The organism is Actinopolymorpha sp. B17G11 (assembly GCF_040196095.1).
Lineage (GTDB): Bacteria > Actinomycetota > Actinomycetes > Propionibacteriales > Actinopolymorphaceae > Thermasporomyces.
Window position 1 is genome coordinate 204657 of the sequence record NZ_JBEFTW010000002.1, and the last position, 18125, is coordinate 222781.

Annotated in this window: 13 protein-coding genes; 10 read left to right on the forward strand and 3 right to left on the reverse strand. The window is 68.8% G+C overall.

Features of this window, described 5'->3' with window-relative positions:
• Positions 1-3: 3 nt before the first annotated feature.
• Positions 4-1065, forward strand: a complete 1062-nt coding sequence (locus ABN028_RS03330; RefSeq protein ID WP_349695571.1) for a class I SAM-dependent methyltransferase — start codon at positions 4-6, stop codon at positions 1063-1065.
• A gap of 15 nt (positions 1066-1080) precedes the next feature.
• Here the strand turns inward: ABN028_RS03330 and ABN028_RS03335 are convergent, their stop codons facing one another.
• A complete protein-coding gene (locus tag ABN028_RS03335) occupies positions 1081-3315 on the reverse strand; it encodes a glycosyltransferase family 2 protein (protein WP_349695572.1) in 2235 nt (744 codons plus the stop codon).
• Between the two features lie 142 nt (positions 3316-3457).
• A complete protein-coding gene (locus ABN028_RS03340; protein WP_349695573.1) occupies positions 3458-4048 on the reverse strand; it encodes a dTDP-4-dehydrorhamnose 3,5-epimerase family protein in 591 nt (196 codons plus the stop codon).
• A gap of 217 nt (positions 4049-4265) precedes the next feature.
• Here ABN028_RS03340 and ABN028_RS03345 point away from each other — a divergent pair, with 217 nt between their 5' ends.
• From ABN028_RS03345 to ABN028_RS03380, 8 genes are all read left to right on the forward strand, one after another.
• A complete protein-coding gene (locus tag ABN028_RS03345; RefSeq protein WP_349695574.1) occupies positions 4266-5300 on the forward strand; it encodes a class I SAM-dependent methyltransferase in 1035 nt (344 codons plus the stop codon).
• A gap of 118 nt (positions 5301-5418) precedes the next feature.
• Complete coding sequence (locus ABN028_RS03350) at positions 5419-6984, forward strand: SDR family NAD(P)-dependent oxidoreductase (protein ID WP_349326435.1); 1566 nt, start codon at positions 5419-5421, stop codon at positions 6982-6984.
• A gap of 19 nt (positions 6985-7003) precedes the next feature.
• Positions 7004-8953 (forward strand): hypothetical protein, encoded by a 1950-nt coding sequence (locus tag ABN028_RS03355; protein WP_349695575.1) that lies wholly within the window; start codon positions 7004-7006, stop codon positions 8951-8953.
• A gap of 91 nt (positions 8954-9044) precedes the next feature.
• Positions 9045-11210, forward strand: coding sequence for a CDP-glycerol glycerophosphotransferase family protein (locus ABN028_RS03360; RefSeq protein WP_349695576.1), 2166 nt, complete (start codon positions 9045-9047; stop codon positions 11208-11210).
• Between the two features lie 187 nt (positions 11211-11397).
• Complete coding sequence (locus tag ABN028_RS03365; RefSeq protein WP_349695577.1) at positions 11398-13440, forward strand: glycosyltransferase; 2043 nt, start codon at positions 11398-11400, stop codon at positions 13438-13440.
• Between the two features lie 225 nt (positions 13441-13665).
• On the forward strand, positions 13666-14589 hold the full coding sequence (locus ABN028_RS03370; RefSeq protein ID WP_349326439.1) for an ABC transporter ATP-binding protein: 924 nt from the start codon (positions 13666-13668) through the stop codon (positions 14587-14589).
• A gap of 12 nt (positions 14590-14601) precedes the next feature.
• Positions 14602-15405: an ABC transporter permease gene (locus ABN028_RS03375; RefSeq protein WP_349326440.1), complete on the forward strand. Its 804-nt coding sequence runs from the start codon at positions 14602-14604 to the stop codon at positions 15403-15405.
• 18 nt (positions 15406-15423) lie between these two features.
• Complete coding sequence (locus tag ABN028_RS03380) at positions 15424-16224, forward strand: ABC transporter permease (protein ID WP_349695578.1); 801 nt, start codon at positions 15424-15426, stop codon at positions 16222-16224.
• Between the two features lie 150 nt (positions 16225-16374).
• Here ABN028_RS03380 and thiI read toward each other — a convergent pair whose 3' ends face one another.
• Positions 16375-17634 carry a tRNA uracil 4-sulfurtransferase ThiI gene (gene thiI, locus ABN028_RS03385; RefSeq protein WP_349695579.1) on the reverse strand — a complete coding sequence of 420 codons (1260 nt, stop codon included), beginning with the start codon at positions 17632-17634 and terminating at the stop codon, positions 16375-16377.
• A 214-nt stretch (positions 17635-17848) separates the two neighbouring features.
• On the opposite strand from thiI, the gene ABN028_RS03390 reads away from it, so the two are divergent.
• Positions 17849-18043, forward strand: a complete 195-nt coding sequence (locus ABN028_RS03390; RefSeq protein ID WP_349326446.1) for a DUF3046 domain-containing protein — start codon at positions 17849-17851, stop codon at positions 18041-18043.
• Positions 18044-18125: the final 82 nt, after the last annotated feature.

The following is an 18125-nucleotide window of genomic DNA, read 5'->3' on the forward strand; positions in this document are numbered from 1 at the left end:
CAAGTGCACCGCCACGGGTTCCTGCGCAATCTGCACGCGGTCTACCAGCCGCGTACGTATTTCGAGATCGGCATCAACGACGGCCGGAGTCTCACTCTGTCCCGCGTTCCCACGGTCGCCGTCGACCCCGCCTTCAAGGTGGTGAAGGAACTCCGGTGTGACCTCCACATGGTCCGGGAGACCAGTGACGACTTCTTCGCCCGCGAGAAACCGCTCGAGCACCTGGGAGAGGCCAAGGTCGACCTGGCGTTCATCGACGGCATGCACCTGTTCGAGTACGTCCTGCGTGACTTCATCAACACCGAGAAGTACGCCGACTGGTCGAGTGTCGTGGTCTTCGACGACCAGCTGCCGCGCAACGTCGACGAGGCGGCGCGCAACCGCCACACCGGCGCATGGACGGGTGACGTCTACAAGATGATCCCGGTGCTGCAGCGTTACCGGCCTGACCTCCGGCTGGCCGTGATGGACACGAGGCCGACCGGAGTGATGGTGGTGCTGGGCCTCGACCCCACGAACACGGTGCTCGCGGACAACTACGACGAGATCATGGACACGTTCCTGCTCAAGGACCCCCAGCAGATCCCGCCCGAGATCGTCGAACGGAGCTGCGCGATGACGCCGGAGGCGCTGCTGTCGGCGCCGTTCTGGTCCGCGCTGGTCGCCGCGCGCGACGCCGGCGACCCGTCGTACGGCCGCGAGCAGCTGCTTGCCGGGATCGACCACGATCTCGCCGACCTGTCGCGTCCCCAGCTCTCCGACTGGCTACCCGACCCGGCCGCCGGCCGCGACTGTGAGGTCGACCAGTCCGCGTCGGTCGGCGAGCAGCGGATGGTCGCCGCCATCCGCCAGAAGGCCGCCGCGAAGGCCTCGGGCACCCAGAGCCAGAACGGCGCCGGGTCAACCGCGCAGCATGCGGCCACGGCGACGAAGCAGGCGGGCGCCACGAGGCCGTCGAGACGTGTGTCGCAGCGGCCGAATGACCTGTTCGGCAAGGTGGCGAAGCGTGCGCCGTTCCTGCGCCGGCTACCTGGTGCTCCGCGGTTGGTGAAGAAGCTCCGCTAGGTAGGGGCGCTTCGTTCAGCGCTGGCGGACAGGCTGGCGGACGAGGCGGCGGCGGATCCGCCGGGCCAGACGACGCCCTCTCCGCGCGAGCCGGTCTCTCACCGGTGGCGGCGCCGCGGCGGTCGCGTCGAACGTCTCATCCGGTCCGGACTGTGTCAGGACGTCGACGACCGGAGGGCGGGACCTGGTGGGCACGGTGAGCGTGGCTGGGAGACTGATGAGCCCGTCGGCGTCGGCCACGCGATTCTTTGCCTTCTTTTTCTTCGTTCCCCGCGACGCTGTGCTCGCGCCGGGGCGGAAGAGCCGAACGGCCACGGAGTAACGGCCGGGATCCAGCCGCTCGATGAGCGGGGCGCACAGCTCCGAGTGGGCGGTCCCGTCGGTGACCGCGGGCGCGAGCTCGGCGTTGAGCTCCGCGACCTTGCCCGAGCCGTCGTGGACCAGCCGGATCGCCGCGCCGGAACGTGGCTCCGCGACGACGGCACGCAAGGGAATGGTGAGAGTGGCCTCCGGAGGTGTCCCCGCCACGACTGGTCTGGTTTTCCTGATGAGCTCCAGGCCAGGCGTGATGGCGTGGTCGCCTACGGCGAGGGACAGGTTGGCGTGGTTCGTCCAGTGGGGCGTGATGATCCGGGGCGGGTCGCCGAGGATCGCGGGTACGCAGTTCTCGGCCGCCTTGGTGGCTCTGACCGCACCCAGCCGGGTGTCCTTCGTCCAGCCAAAGCCGGAGAGCCGGACGGTGACGTCCCAGACACCGCTGGCCAGGGCGCCGGAACCGGCGACGGTCGAGACGTCGATTTCAGCCTCGCCCTGCAGGATCAGCCGGAACTGCTCGTCCAACTCTCCACTGGACGGTCCGGCGGCGGCCGCGGTCGCCGACTCGTCGACCGCCTTGCGGACACCGGAGTACGCCACCGGAACGAAGAACTCGGCGGCGTTGCCGCGGGCCCGGAGGATGACGTCGAGCCGCGCATGGGGCAGGCGGTCCGTGGTGTCGAGGTCGTCCTCGGCCAGGCCCTGCAGCGCCTCGGCAGGAAGCGGAGGGAGGAGAAGGTCGCGGTCTCCACGGTGCGTGAACGTCATCGGTGCGCTGTTGGCACGGAGCTCCGCGGTGACGGCGAGGCGCAGCGCGCCACCGTGCCAGCCCAGGTCGTCGAGTCTGGCGTGGGTACGGATCCGCTCCTCCCACTCGGCGAGCTGGACCAGGGCATCGAGACGACCGGCCATGGCGAGGCTGCCGATGATCCGCTGTGCGGCGGGAAGGCCTGCGGCGACGCCCGGTCCGAACCTTTCACTGCAGACCAGCCGGACCTCCTCCAGGAGCGCCCTGCGGTCCTCGTCGGGTGCGTGCAGAAGGCGGCGGCCGCGGAGTCGCTCGAGCATTTCCTGGCGGAACCACCGGCGGTAGAGCCGGTCGCGCAGCGGACCTGGTTCGGTGTTGGCCTCCACGATGTCGAGGGCCTCGCGGAGATTGGCGAAGTATCCCTTGTGTTCGAGGCGCTGGAAACCGGCGTTGGAGGCGTCGTCACGGCGTACGTGGTAGTAGCAGACGTAGTCGCTCAGCACCGACACGGTGCGCGCCGCGAAGTACGCGGCGGTGACGAAGACGTGGTCCTCCAGCCGGCGTCGCCCCTCGGGAAAGCGCAAACCGTGCTCGTCGAGGAACTCCTTGCGGAACATCTTGTGTGGCGTAAGGCTGTCGATGAGCGGCGCGTCGGACAGTGTCGCGTGGGGGTAGGTCTTGCGGAACAGCTCCCGCGGAACTCCGCGTCCCTTGCCCGCCATCTTCCCCACGACGACGTCGGAGCCGTTCTCCTTCGCGAAGGCGTACATACGTTCCAGTGCCTCGTCGCCCAGCCAGTCGTCGTTGTCGACGAAGAAGACGTACTCCCCCCGCGCGTGGGCGATCCCGACGTTGCGCGGCTTGCCCGACCAGCCGGAGTTCTGCTGGTGGATGACCCGGAGGTGGGGGTGGGCGGCGGAAAGGGCGTCGAGCCGTGCAGGGCTGTCGTCGGTCGAACCGTCGTCGACGAAGATCGCTTCGAACTCGGTCGAGGGCAGGCTCTGGCGCAGGAGCGAGTTGATGCAGTCCTCGAGATAGGGGCCTGGGTTGTAGACCGGCACGATGACGCTGACCTTCACCCCGGATCCCTGCGTGCTCACGTCTGCAGGATCCGGCGTCTCTACTGGCGACTCCACCGGCGTCTCTGCCGGTGACCGGTCGGTGGGCTTTGATGCCAGCCCGGTCATGGGAACTCCTTCGTCAGCCTCGTGAACCACGTCTTCCCGGCGTCGTGGATCGACTGGACCCGGGTGGGGCCGGTCAAGACCGTGATCATCCTTCCCTTACCCCACCAGACATGTTTCTCACGCGTACGCCGACCCCGCTCTGTCAGGTGAGCGAGGAACGGTATGCCTTGCAGTCGGCGTACGACGGGAGTGCCCCCTGCAGTTCGGCTTGCGCCAGGGTCGGAGCGGCGGCGTCCTTCTCCGACAGCACGGGCTCGATGTCGTCGGGCCACGCGAGGGCGAGGTCGGGGTCGAGGGGGTGCACGCCGTGCTCGCGGCCGGGCGCGTAGCCCTCCGAACACAGGTAGATCGCCGTCGTGTCGTCGGTGAGGGCGAGGAACCCGTGGCCGAGCCCTTCGGACAGGTAGACGGCTCGCCCGGTCTGTTCGTCGAGCCGGACGAACTCCGAGCGCCCGAATGTCGGCGAGCCGACCCGCAGGTCCACGATCACGTCGAGGAGGGCGCCGCGGGCGCAGGTGATGAACTTCGCCTGGCCGGGAGGAACGTCGGCGTAGTGAATGCCACGCAGGACACCGCGTCGTGACACTGAGCAGTTGGCCTGCCGCAGCGCGAACTGGTGGCCGACTGCCTGCTGGAACTCGTCGGAGGCGAACCACGCGACGAACGAGCCTCGGTCGTCGGGGAAGACCGGCGGTTCGGTCACCCAGGCTCCTTCGATGCTCAACGTCTTCATGGCCCTAGACCCTACCGAGCGGCTGGCGACGCCGCCCTTTCCGGTCACGGCCTGCGACGGCGGACGTCTGCCGTCGGTGGGGTCAGGGATCTCCCCAAACCGGTCGTCGGTCGAGTAAGATTCCGTGTTTTTCCTCAAGACGGGAGCGCCGTCACAGCATCTTCTGATCATCGGATGTCTCGGGGAACTCCGCGATCACCCGACTGAAGGGTGCGGCATGGGCGTTGCGGACAAGGCGGTTGTGCGGTCCCGTTGGTTGCGGTGGGTTCCCGGATGGGCCCGTCCCGCCCTGCGTACGCTGCGGCGTCAGGTGAGGGACATCCTGGCCGGTGGACGCTGGCAGACAGAGGCGGCGAAACTCAGGCGCAGCTGGGCGAAGCTCCCCGCCGAGACACTCGATGACTATCTCGTCAGCGGATATCAGAATCCGCGGATCAACGCGCAGAGCATTCTCGCGCGGCACTTCCTTCTCACCGAGCTGTTCGGCTCGGAGTTCGAGCCGATGATGCGCGAGGAACTCGAGTTCTGCGTGGACGCCAATGCCGCCCTCCGGCGCCGCGCCGGGGAGCTCGGCGTCGCGATGTCCCAGTACACCGATCCGGAGAAGCGGGCCGCCGTCAAGAAGGTCTGCGCGGTCATCGCCGACCGGGAGGGCACCTACGAAAGGAAATGGTCGAAGGCGCTCGCCGGCCGGGAGGCAGACACCCTCCGGGTCCTGGAGTTCGCCTGCGGATCGGCCAACGACTACCGTTTCCTCGACGCCTACGGCATCGCGCGGTTCCTCGACTACACCGGCGTCGACCTCAACGAGGACAACATCCGCAACGCCCGCCAGCGTTTCCCCGTCCGCGGCGCAACGGTGCGGTTCGAACTCGGGAGCATCCTCGATTTGCCGTATGCCGATGACAGCGTTGACTACGTTCTCGCCTTCGACATCTTCGAGCACCTCTCGCTGCCCGCGATGCACAAGGCGATGAACGAGGCCATCCGGATCGCGCGGAAAGGCGTCGTCATCGCGTTCTTCATCATGGTCGACAAGCCTGACCACATCGTCCGGCCGAAGGACTCCTACCACTGGAACGAGCTCAGTGCGGGGAGGATCCAGGAACTGCTGAAGGTGAAGTTTCCGACAGTCAGAGCGATACATATACCGACATTCCTCGCGGCCGACTATGGTGCCGAGCACTCCTACAACCCGAAGGCCTGGACCGTCATCGCCGAGCGTCCCGCAGTTCAGACCAACACCTCGTGAGTGGACGAGCGCGACAAACCGGGCACCGGCGGCGTCCGGCAGGTGACAGCGCCCACAGGGTGGGCAACTACCATCCCTGGGATCGCACGCACACCGACGAAGGGAAGTGACGAGAACCGTGCCCCAGACGAGGCCCGACCCGACACCCGGCGCCGGGAGCGAGAGACCCGCGTCCGCGCTGCGCAGCATCGCCGTGGTCCTGGCCGGCGGCTCCGGCGAGCGGGTGGGCCTCCGGCTGCCCAAGCAGCTGCTCAAGGTGGCCGGAAAGCCCCTGCTCGAACACACGCTGGAGGTGTTCGAGACCTCACCCGACGTCGACGAGATCTTCGTCCTGATGCTGCCCGGCTGGACCGAGGACGCCGAGAAGATCGTCCGTAACGCGGGATTCCGCAAGGTCACCCGGATCCTCGACGGCGGTTCGAGTCGCGACGAGACGAGCCGGCTCGCGATCGCCGCCGCGGGGGACGGCGAGGCCAAGATGCTGTTCCACGACGCGGTACGCCCGCTGCTCGACCACCGCATCATCGCCGACTGCGTGACGGCCCTCGACACCTTCGCCGCGGTCGACGTGGCGATCCCGTCGGCCGACACGATCATCGTCGTGGACGACGGCATCATCACCGACATCCCCAAGCGTGACCGGTTGCAGCGCGGACAGACCCCACAGGCGTTCCGGCTCTCGACCATCCGCCGTGCCTACGAACTCGCGGCCAAGGATCCACAGTTCACGCCCACCGACAACTGCACGGTCGTGCTGCGCTATCTCCCCGACGTCCCCATCACGGTCGTCGAAGGCTCCGAACGCAACATGAAGGTCACCTATCCGATCGACGTGTTCCTCGCCGACCAGCTGTTCCGGCTGGGTTCGCACACCCCGCCGAGTGCCCTGTCGACCGACCAGGCGAGCGCACTCCTGCAAGGGCGGACCCTCGTCGTCTTCGGCGGCAGCTACGGCATCGGTGCCGAGATCGGTGAGGCGGCCAGGGAACTCGGCGCCACCGTCTACAGCTTCAGCAGGTCCGCGACCGGCACCCATGTCGAAGAGCCAGAACACGTGCGGGCGGCGTTGGAGAAGGCGTACGAGGAGACGGGCCGGATCGACTTCGTGGCGGTGACGGCGGGGGTCCTGCACACCGCCGCCCTCGCCGACTGCCCCGACGACGTCATCACCGACAGCCTGCAGGTCAACCTGCTCGGGCCGGTCTACGTCGCCCGGGCGGCGCACCGCTACCTCGCCGAGTCCAGTGGTCACCTGCTGCTCTTCACGTCGAGCTCGTACACCCGCGGGCGGGCGGGCTACAGCCTGTACTCCTCGACGAAGGCGGCGGTCGTCAACCTCACCCAGGCGCTCGCCGACGAATGGGCAGCGGACGGGATCCGGGTCAACTGCGTCAATCCCGAACGCACCCAGACGCCGATGCGCACCCGGGCGTTCGGCGAGGAGCCGCCGGGCACGCTGCTCCCGGCCCGCGACGTGGGCCTCGCCTCCCTCGACGTCCTGCTGTCCGAGCAGACCGGCCACGTCGTCGACGTACGCCTCGAACCCGTACCTGGTCCGGTCACGACGCCGCCGGGCGAGCACGGCGACAGCGACCCGACCCAGCCGATCACCGACGCCCTCGACCACGTGGAAGACGCGGCCGCGGGCGACGACACCCTCGGCGCCGCCGACTACCGCGGATGACTGGATCGGTCGGCTAACCGTGCAGACCATCCAGGTCACCGAACGAGTCCCCTCGCCGAGGCTCGACCGGACCGGCATCGGGCTGGCCGCCGGACTCGCCGCCGCGTACGCGCTCCTCGTCGCGGCCGCCCTGGTGCCCTTGCCGGTCGTCTTTCTTCCGGCCGCTCTGCTGGTCACGGCGTTGGAGGTCGCGGTCGGGTGGCGGGCACCGTTCCTCGCCTGGGCCGCCGGTCGGGTCGGCGCGGGCGCGCCGTGGCGGGGCCTGCTCTACGGGTTGTCCGTGGTCGTCCTCCTGGCCCGGTCCGACTCGCCGTCCGGCTGGTTCGTGACGGCGGTCGCGGGCGTGTTGGCAGTGGTGACGCTGCGGGCGGCCGGCATGGCGTTGTCCGAGCTCGTCCACCGCCAGCGCAAGATGCCGGTCGTGACCCGCGGGCTGTCGCTCGCCCCGGTCGAGATCCCGAGCGCTCCGCACCCCGTGGTCGGGCAGTACCTTCCGCTGTCGCTGGGCTGCCCCGACGTCCTGCTCGCGGCCGGAGCCGCGCTCGGCCTGCTTTCCGGTGCGTACCCGCTGCTCCTCGTCGGCGTGGTGCTGGCGGTCACCCTCGTCGCGGTGGCGGCCGGACTCCTGGGGTTTTCGGCGCTCGCCATGCGGCGGGTGACGAAACCGCGGCTGGAGGCGGCGGTCAACCGGGCGCTGGACAAGGTTGCCCCGGAGGTGGCGCTCTACTTCGGCGGAGCTCCGCAGACCCTCTACCAACTCGAGATGTGGGTGGAGACCCTCGAGCGCCTGGACGTCCCGGCTCTGCTGATCCTCCGTGACCGGGAGAGCCTGCGGGCGCTCGGCCCCACCCGGATACCCGTGCTCTGCATCGAGCACGGAACGGTGCTGATGGGCCAGCCGCTACCGCAGCTACGCGTGGCGATGTACGTCGCCCACTCCGCGAACAACCTGCACCTGTTGCGGCGCAAGGGGGTCCGCCATGTCTTCATCGGACACGGCGACAGCGACAAGGCGGTGACGACCAACCCGTTCCTCAAGGCGTACGACGAGATCTGGGTGGCGGGTCCCGGCGCCAGGGAACGGTTCCGCACCGCCGGCCTGGACATCGACGACTCCCGGGTCCTCGACATCGGACGCCCGCAGCTCGACGCCCTCGTCACCACTCATCGGGAGGTGCAGCCCGAGCAGCTGACCGTGGTCTACGCACCGACCTGGGAGGGCTACGGCGACGAGCCGCACCAGAGCTCGCTCGGCCCGTGCGGAGTCACTCTCGTCCGGCTGCTCCTCGCCGAGCCCGACGTCCGCGTCATCTACCGGCCCCATCCGCTCGCTGGGACCCGCGACCCGGCCGTCGTACGCGCCCATCGGGAGATCCTCGACCTCCTGGGGGCGCAGGAGGTGCCGGCGCCCGTCGCTCCCGCGGAGGCGTACGCCCATGCACGCGACGACCTGGAGGTGGCCCGCTCGCCGGTGCTCACCTCCCGCGCCGAACAGCTGGCGGCCCTCGATGTGTGGGCCGCCAAACAGCTCGCGCCGTACACGCCCGCCCTGCCGTACGCAGCGGACGCACCGGAAAGCACCCCCGAGCCGGTACACCGCGGCCACGTGGTGGCGCCGGGTCCCCACTTCAGCGTCCAGGCATGCTTCGCCGCTGCCGACGTTCTCCTGAGCGACGTCTCGAGCCTCATCACCGACTTCCTGGCCAGCGGACGCCCCTACGCCGTCACCAACCCTGCGGGCCTCTCTGGCGCGGAGTTCGTCGGGCGCTACCCTTCGAGCCGTGGGGGCTACCTCGTCGACCCCGACGGGCACGGGTTGGCCAGCCTGCTCGCCGCCGGGCGGGGCAGCGCCGATCCGGCCGTCGACGAGCGTGCCGCGTTGCGCGAGCAGCTCCTCGGCCCCCCTGAACCACCGGCTCTCGAACGCATGCGCCAGGCTGTGACGGCAAAGGACCGATGCCTGACCTGACGCCAGGGTCGGAGTAGGGTCCGCGCCACGACACCGGCATGGCTTCCACCGCCGTCGACGACATCCGGGAGACGATTCCACCGTGTTGCACGTGCTCGCTCCACGAGGGGCCCTGATCGCCGCACTGGCTGCCCTGATCGCGAGCTATGCCGGCCTGGTCGTGACTGCTGTCCTGGCCCGGCCGCTGCTGTTCGCGCTGGTGCTGCTGGTCGCGTCGGCCGTCGACGTGCTGGTCGAACGCCGGTACCGCCCGGTGGTCCTGCTCCTGCGTCGGGCCCAGATCGGGATCTCCCACCGGGCGTTCGCCCAGATCTTCCTGTTCCTGCTCCTGGTGGCCATCACCGACGCCAACCGCGACATGAACCGGGCCGAGCTTCTCGCGATCACCGTCGTGGCACTCGCCATCCCGGTCTGCCGGATCGGCTATCTCGGACTGCTGACCCTGGTCAGCCGCCGGACCCTCCCTCCCGTGGAAGTGCGCGGCATCGAGATGGCGGAGGACCTGCGTCCGGTTGAGCTACCGAAGCTGCTCACCGACGACGCTGCCCTGCGGTTGATGGCTCTGGGCCTGCTTCCGATGATCGCGGGCGCGGTGAGCGTCTACACCAACGCCTTCTGGTCGTTCGGACTCATGGTCGGTTTCTACACCGGCACGGTCGCGGTCGCGAGCCTTCTCCTGGTGCGCCAGCTCGTCCTGCTGGGCCGGCGTCCTCACAGCCAGCGGCTACTCGACGGCGTGAGCGACGCCCTGCACGCCCACGGTCCTGAGGTGGTGCTCTACTTCAGCGGCTCCGCGAACGAGCTCTACCAGGCCGACATGTGGCTGCAGACCCTCGAGCGGATGCCGCAGCCGTGCGTCGTGGTGGTCCGGCAGCGGCACGCCGTGCGCAACCTCGGCCGCACCACTGTCCCGATCGTGGGCATCCCGCGCGGAGTCGACCTGATGAACTTCGCCCTGCCCGACGCGCGGATCGCGCTCTATGTCTCCAACGTCGGCAACAACATCCACTTCCTCCGCGAGCCGCGGATCAAGCACGTCTTCATCGGCCACGGCGACAGCGACAAGGTGGCGAGCTTCAACCCCTTCAGTAAGGTCTACGACCAGATCTGGGTCGCGGGCTCCGCCGGCAGGGAGCGCTACGCGCGCGCCAAGGTGGGCGTACGCGACGAGGACATCGTGGAGGTCGGCCGACCCCAGCTCGACGTCCTGGAGCGCCGGAGCGGACCCGTGCCGACGCCGGGCCCAGGCCGACCGCTCACCGTGCTCTACCTGCCCACCTGGGAAGGCTGGACCGACGATCACTTCCAGACGTCGCTGACGGTGATGGGCCCGGAGCTGGTCCGGCGGCTGCTCGAGTCGAGCGTCCCCGTCCGGCTGATCTACAAGCCGCATCCGCTCACCGGCACCCGTGACCCGGTGGCCGCGCGGGCCGATCGGGAGATCCGCGCCATGATCGAGGCCGCCGCCGACCGCCACGGCGCGGTCGCCGCCGACCAACAGTCCCGCCTGGACATGATCGCCGCTCAGCTGGCCGATCCCGATCTTCCGCCGGCTGAGGCCGAGCGCCTGCAGGGGGAGTGGCACACCATCTACCGGGCGGCCTACGCCGGACGCCCGGTCGTCGTCTCGGACCGCCTGCCCACCCTCTTCGAGTGTTACAACGAGACCGATCTCATGATCGCGGACGTGTCGAGCGTCGTGTCCGACTTCCTGAGCACCGGCAAGCCGTGCGTCGTCGCCAACCCCAAGGGCCTTTCGGAGGAGACGTTCCGCGCGACCTTCCCCAGCACCAGCTCCGCCTACCTGCTCAATCCGGGCGCCGACATCGGTGAGGTCGTCGACACGATCCTGTCCGATGACCCACTCGCCCGGGACCGTGACGTGGCGCGGGCCTATCTGCTCGGTCCCGACGAGCCACCCGCCCAGGAGCGATGGAACACCGCCGCCGACGCGCTGATCGCCGCCGCCGATGTGGAGTGGTCCGGTGAACACGGGGCAGGTCCACGACGTGGCGCCGTCCTTCAGCCCGTCGCGGAGGAGATGGTCGCCGAGGACGGTACGGACACTGAGGGCGGTACGGACACCGAGGATCCGACTGAGCCGTCCGACCCTGCCGAGCTGTCCGACCCTGCCGAGCTGTCCGACCCTGCCGAGCTGTCCGACGCTGCCGAGCCGTCCGACGCTGCCGAGGTGCCAGGCCGGGACGCGGCGGCGGACGACCTCACCACCAGCAGCACCAGCGCCCGCGACACCTGACCTGCCCCGCCAGACCTTCATTTCTGGGACATTCCGCGCGCTTCGGACTTGGTCGTTTAACGGCTCGATAACTCCTTGTTCCCAGTTGCCACTGACTGTGCCCCCTGACCGGTTTGAGTAGGGGACCCAGCGGGAAGCCAAAGCTCACGCGCAGGAGTCGAGCGGACCACAGGTTTGCGGGGGATTCATGATCAAGGTCAGCGTCGTCGTGCCCGTTTACAACCCGGGTCCCTATCTCGACCGGTGTGTTGACTCGTTGCTCGACCAGAGCCTCACGCCGGAGGAGTACGAGATCGTCTTCGTCGACGACGGCTCCACCGATGCCTCGCCCGCCCGCCTCGACAAGCTGGCGGCCGAACACCCGCACGTGAGAGTCCTGCACCAGGAAAACTCCGGCTGGCCGGGCAAGCCTCGCAACGTCGGCGTCGACCAGGCACGCGGCGAGTACGTCCAGTTCGTCGACCAGGACGACGAGATGGCGCCCGAGGCGCTCCAGCGGATGTACGCCATCGGAGCACGCAACTCCAGCGACATCGTGCTGGGCAAGGTGGCCGGCACGATGACCGCGCCGAGTCACGTGTTCGCCCGCAACGTCGAACGCTGCACGATCGAAGACGCTCCGCTGATCGAGAGCGTGAGTCCGCACAAGATGTTCCGTCGTTCGTTCCTGCAGGACAACGACCTGCGGTTCCCCGAAGGGAAGCGCCGGCTGGAAGACCAGCTGTTCATGGTGCAGGCGTACCTCCGGGCCAAGACCGTCTCGATCGTCGGCGACTACGCCTGCTATTTCTGGAACCGTCGTGACGACCGCGGGAACAGCAGCAGCACCCGGTCGTCGATGCGGGGTTACTACGGCAATCTCCGCGAGGTGATCGACGCGGTGAAGGCCGGTACGGAGCCAGGCGAGCTCCGCAACCGACTGCTGCGCCGCTTCTTCCGGATCGAGATGATGCGCAGGCTGTGCGAGCCGCGGCTGTTGCAGTACTCCGACGGCTACCGCAACGAGGGCTTCCGGGTCGTCCGTGAACTCGCGTTCGCCTGTTTCGCCGGCAGCGACGGAAGGTTCGCGGGTGGCGAGGTCGTGGCCGGCCTCCCGCCGATCATGCGGCTCCGCGCGGCGCTTCTCGAACGTGACCGGCTCGACGGCCTGATGGAGCTTGCCCGGCGCTGCGAGAACGTCCGGGGCTTCGCCACCGTCGACGACCTGCGCTGGGAGAACAGCTCTCTGTGCGCCGACGTGCGGGCCGGCCTCCTGCATGCTGACGGCTCGCCGGTGGTCATCGTGGAGCGGGGCGGGCGGTTCGAGGTCGACCCGTCGTTGGTCTCAGGTCTGTCCACGATCGACTCCTGGGACGCCGGCGACCCGTGCGCGGACGCGACCGCAGAAGTACGCGTGTTCCACCGCGACACCAACCTGTGGTGGTTCGCGCCGACGACACTGCGGGCCACGTTGGTTCCGGTCGGCGCGGGGCGCCAGGACTGCTACCAGGTGGTGCTGGCGGGTACGGCGACGTTCGACCCCCGCACCCTTGCCGGTGGAGCGCCGTTGGAGCCGGGCCGTTACGACATGTGGGTCGCCATCCGGTCACTCGGCCTCGGACGGGCGGTCAGGCTCACCATCGACGGCGGCTCTCGATGGGACGGCGCGCTGATCCCCGCCGTCGTCGGCAACCCGTCGCGCATCATCGTCCCGCACCGCACCCTCCCGCTCGGCCAGCTGTCGCTGGAGATCGACGAACGCAACCAGAGCCTCGCCGGCGAGCTCGCCGCGCGCGGTATCGGTCCGCTGCAGGCGCGCGGTGCCCAGCTGCATCTCGCCGTACCCGTGCAGGCGGCGCCCGGCACCGGTCCACGCGAGGTCGAGGTCGTGATCGGCAGGGCCGGGTCGTCCCGGACTCTGCCTGGCCGGATCCAACCGGCGCAGGAGGCGGTCCTGGCGTTCAATGACGTGACCACCCTGCCGTCCGGCCGGCACCCGTTGTCCCTGCGTACGGACCCGTCCGGACGGCAGCCCGCGATCCCGATCGGCACGGCGGTCGTGCAGGGCGGGCGGATCGTCGGCGTCAGAGGGATCGCGTATCGGGCGATTCCGCGGCGGGTCGTCGCCCGGGTCACGTCGGAGCCGTGGCTGCACCGGCAGGCGTTCCGCGCCATCGCCGCCCTGCCGCCCGGGGCCGCGGACAGGGCTCGTACGGTCGCGCGCAAGCTGTCCCGTTGGTCAGCCGACTAGGTTCCTCGAGCCGCCCGGCCAAGATGATCAACGGTGGCGAATTCGGACACCCGTTTGGCACTGTCCGAATTCGCCACCGTTGATCATTTTTGGCCGTCGTCCGCGTTGATCTCGGTGTCGCATCGACTGGCACCCGCCGGATCCGCGATTACAGTCGTTGCAGGGTGGTCCGGTCGGGCAGGGCAGGCAGGGGCCGGGCAGCCGCGACGTCCGGGGAGGGACGCGGTGGGATCGCTCATCGAGGCGCGGGGGCTGTACAAACGTTTCGACTCGTTCGTCGCCGTTGCCGGGATCGACGTCGAGGTGTCAGCTGGTGAGGTCTTCGGCTTCCTCGGGCCGAACGGTGCCGGCAAGAGCTCGACGATGCGGATGATCGGCTGCGTGTCGCCGATCTCCGGCGGGAGCCTCCGCATCCTCGACATGGATCCGGTCGTCGACGGTTCCCGCATCCGGGCCCGGCTCGGCGTGTGCCCTCAGGACGACTGGCTCGACGAGGAGCTGACGGTCCGGGAGAACCTCGTGATCTACGGCCGCTACTTCGGCATGTCCAGGCGGGCGTGTGCCGACAAGGCAACGGAGCTGCTGGACTTCGCCCAGCTGTCGGAGAAGGCGAGCGCCAAGGTCGCGGACCTGTCGGGTGGGATGAAGCGCCGACTCACCATCGTCCGAGCCCTCGTCAACGATCCCGACATCATGCTGCTCGACGAGCCTACGACCGGGCTCGACCCGCAGGCACGGCATCTCGTGTGGGACCGGTTGTTCCAGCTGAAGCAGCGCGGGGTCACGCTGGTTCTCACCACCCACTACATGGACGAGGCCGAGCAGCTCTGTGACCGGCTGGTCGTCATGGACAAGGGCCGGATCGTCGCCGAGGGTTCGCCGGGCGACCTGATCCGCGCCCACTCGACCCGGGAGGTGGTCGAGTTGCGGTTCGGGGTCGGCGGGCAGGAGAGTGCGGCCGAGAAGGTCGCCGACCTCGCCGACCGGATCGAGGTCCTGCCCGACCGTGTACTCCTGTACACCTACGACGGGGACGCCGCCGCCAACGCCGTGAACAAGCGCGGCCTGGCACCGCAGGGCCTTCTGGTCCGCCGGAGCACCCTCGAAGACGTCTTTCTCCGCCTCACCGGCCGTACGCTCGTCGACTGACCGGGACCTCGCATGGTGACAGCCCGAACGCGGTCGGCCCGGTGGGACAGAGCCCTGCGTGCGTACGAGTACTGGATGGTCTCGTACAAGCGCACCTGGCGCGGCACGATCATCTCGAGCTTCCTCGTACCGTCGCTCTTCCTCGCCGCGATGGGCCTTGGCCTCGGTGCGTACGTCGATGCGGGTGAGGGAAGATCGGCGCTGGGTGGCCAGACGTACCTGCAGTTCATCGCGCCCGGCCTGCTCGCGGCCACGGCGATGCAAACCGCGTCGTTCGAGTCGTCGTACCCCGTGATGGGTGGCTGGAAGTGGTTCAAGACCTACTTCGCCATGCTGGCGACGCCGTTGGGCGTCGCGGACGTGCTGGTTGGGCACCTGCTTTTCGTCGCGTTCCGGGTGCTCACCACCTGCGTCGTCTACCTCGCGGTGATCACCGCGTTCGGCGCCGTCGCCTCGCCGTGGGGAGTTCTGGCCGTCGTGGCGGGGCTGCTCACCGGGCTCGCGGTCGCGGCGCCGACGTTCGCGATGGCGGTGACGACCGACCGCGACACGATCTTCTCGATGTACTTCCGGTTCGCCATCCTGCCGATGTTCTTGTTCTCCGGCGCGTTCTTCCCGGTCAGCCAGCTGCCGGTGGCCGCCCAGCCGGTCGCTTACGCCACACCGCTGTGGCACGGCGTCCACCTGGCCCGGATGTTCACCCTGGGTGAGCCCACCTGGTGGTGGGTGGCCGGCAATGTCAGCTACCTGTGCCTGTGGATCGGCGTGGGCGTGTGGTGGGCGGCGCGGGGGTTCCGGCGCCGGCTCGTCACGTAGGTGGAGGTGCGTGTGCCCATGGCCGCTCTGGTCCTGCGGATGGTCCCGCTACCCCCGCCGCGCGGGCGGGCGTGGTTGCTGGTCGAACGCAACCTCATGGTCTACCGGCACGACTGGCTGGTGCTGGTGTCGGGTTTCTTCGAGCCGCTGTTCTACCTGCTGGCGATCGGAGTCGGGATCTCGCAGCTGGTCGACGGGTTCGTGGTGGACGGGCGGTTGGTGAGCTATCCGGCGTTCATCGCTCCGGCCATGCTGGCCTCGAGTGCGATGAACGGTGCGATCGCCGACACGACGTACAACCTGTTCTTCAAGCTGAAGTACTCGAAGCTGTACGACGCCGTGCTCGCGACCCCGATACGACCATGGGATGTCGCGGCAGGTGAGGTGATCTGGGCCCTCATCCGCGGCGGGCTCTACGCCGCGGCCTTCATCGTGACCATGCTCGTCATGGGGCTGCTCGCCTCGTGGTGGGCGGTGCTGGCACTGCCGGCCGCGATTCTGGTGGGGTTCGCCTTCGCCTCGGTCGGCATGGCGGGGACGACGTACATGCGTAGCTGGCAGGACTTCGAGTTCGTCAGCCTGGCGATCCTGCCGATGTTCTTGTTGTCCGCGACGTTCTTCCCGCTCTCGGCCTATCCACCGGTCGGGCAGTTCCTGGTCCAGCTCACGCCGCTGTACCACGGAGTGGTGCTGTTGCGGAGCCTCACGCTGGGGTCACTGTCGTGGGACCTGTTGGTGAGTGTCGGCTATCTGGTGGCGATGGCCGTCGCCGGGTTGTGGCTCGCGTCGCGGCGGATCGGGCAGGTCCTGCTGAAGTGACCCCGCGAAGGGTCTCCTTCACTGCGGCGCTCCCCGACGTGGACCGGGGTGATCATGTTCGTGGTCATGAAGGAAAAGTGGGCACACGTGCCGAGATTCCTTCATGATCATGGGCCGGCGGCGGTTCTCGCTGAGCGTTCCGACCTCGCGTCAGGCGGCGGCGTGATCGGCCTTGACGGCGAACTCGTGCAGTGTCGCGGCGGAGATCAGTTCGTCGACCAGTGGTTCGAGGTCGAGGCGGCGTTCGATCTTTTCGAGCGCACTCACCTGGGCCTTGGTCTCCGCGAGCGGCGACGCGAACAACGTGCAGCAGTCCTCGTCGGGCATCTTCGAGATCTCCGCCGTGCCGATCCGCTCGGCCTCGGCGACGATCTCGGTCTTGTCCCAGCCGAGCAGCGGACGCAGCAACGGCAGTTCCGCGGCCGCCTCCACCGCCACCAGGTTGGGCAGCGTCTGGCTGGACACCTGCCCCAGCGAGTCGCCGGTGACGATCGCCTGAGCGCCCACCTTCGCGCCGAGTCGGGACGCCACGCGCACCATCAGGCGGCGCTGTGCCAGGACCTGCAGCTTGCCGGCGCCCGCCGTGGCGAGCGAGCGCTGGGCGTTGCCGAACGACACCACCCACAGCCGCGAGCCGCCACCGCGGTAGCGGTCGAGCCGGGCCGCCAGGGCGTACGCCTTGTAGACCGACTCGGGACCGGTGAACGGCATGCCGGAAAAGTGCACATAGTCGGTCGCGAGTCCGCGCCGCATCGTGCGGTAGCCGGCCACCGGCGAGTCGAAGCCGCCGGACAGCAGGGTCAGTGCCCGCCCGTTGACGCCGACTGGTAGGCCGCCCTGACCTGGCAGTTTCTCGGTGTAGAGCAGGACCTCGTGCCGGTCGATCTCGATGCCGAGTTCGACGTCGGGGTTCCGCAGGTCGACCTCAAGCCCGAGTTCGGCTCGCACGCGGTCGCCGAGGCGGACCGCGATCGCGTGCGAGCGCATCTCGAACCCCTTCCAGCGCCGCCGCGGACGGATCGCGAACGTTGCCGGGCCGTGGTTGGTGCCGCTGGTAATGCCGACTGTCGCGGCGTTGGTGGCGCGGGTGGCAGGCCCGTGGCCGTCGCGGTTGTCTCGTGCGTACGGACGAAGCAGGTCCAGAGCGCCGCGTTCGATGGCGGTGAGTGACGGCTTGACCATGACCGCGGGATGGACGAGGGCGAGTCCCAGGACGGCCTGCGTACGTTCGACGAGGACCGGTAGGGGAGCGCCCTTGACGACGAGGACGCCGTAGCGCCGCCGAACCGAGATGTCGCCGAGATCGGCGAGGGTGTTGTCGAGGTTGCGCAGCAGGGTCTCCTCGAACCGCCAGCGGTTGCGACCCTTCAGTGCCAGCTCGCCGTACTTGAGCAGCACACACGACTGCATGAGGTCCTCCTCGGGTGGCCGGCGGACTACTCGGCCGCCGGCGTTCACGCCTGTCCTGGCCCGTCGATACGGCCGCTGCCCGCCGCGCGGCTCCGTGTCCGTGGACCCGCTCCATGGTCCGCCTGCGGACATTCGTACGCCAGTCCGGGGTGCCGGTCTCGCCGTGGTGGTACGCCCGGATGGGTGTTTCGTGCCCATGTCGGATACTGGGTGGGTGCGGCTGACGGAGTTCTGGCGAAGGATGGACCAGCATCTGGGTGACACCTATGCGCGTACCTGGGCGCGTGATCACGTCCTCGCCGACCTGGGTGAGCGTACCGTCCAACAGGCGTTGGACGCCGGGTGGGACGCCAAGGACGTCTGGCGCGCTGTCTGGCGCGCACTCGAGCTGCCGCCGTCCGAACGCTGAGCGCGCGTCCCCGGCGTGTCGCTGGCCTTCGAACACGTGTTCGCCATAGAGTCGTAGTGTGGTACGGAGGTCCCGCCGGCAA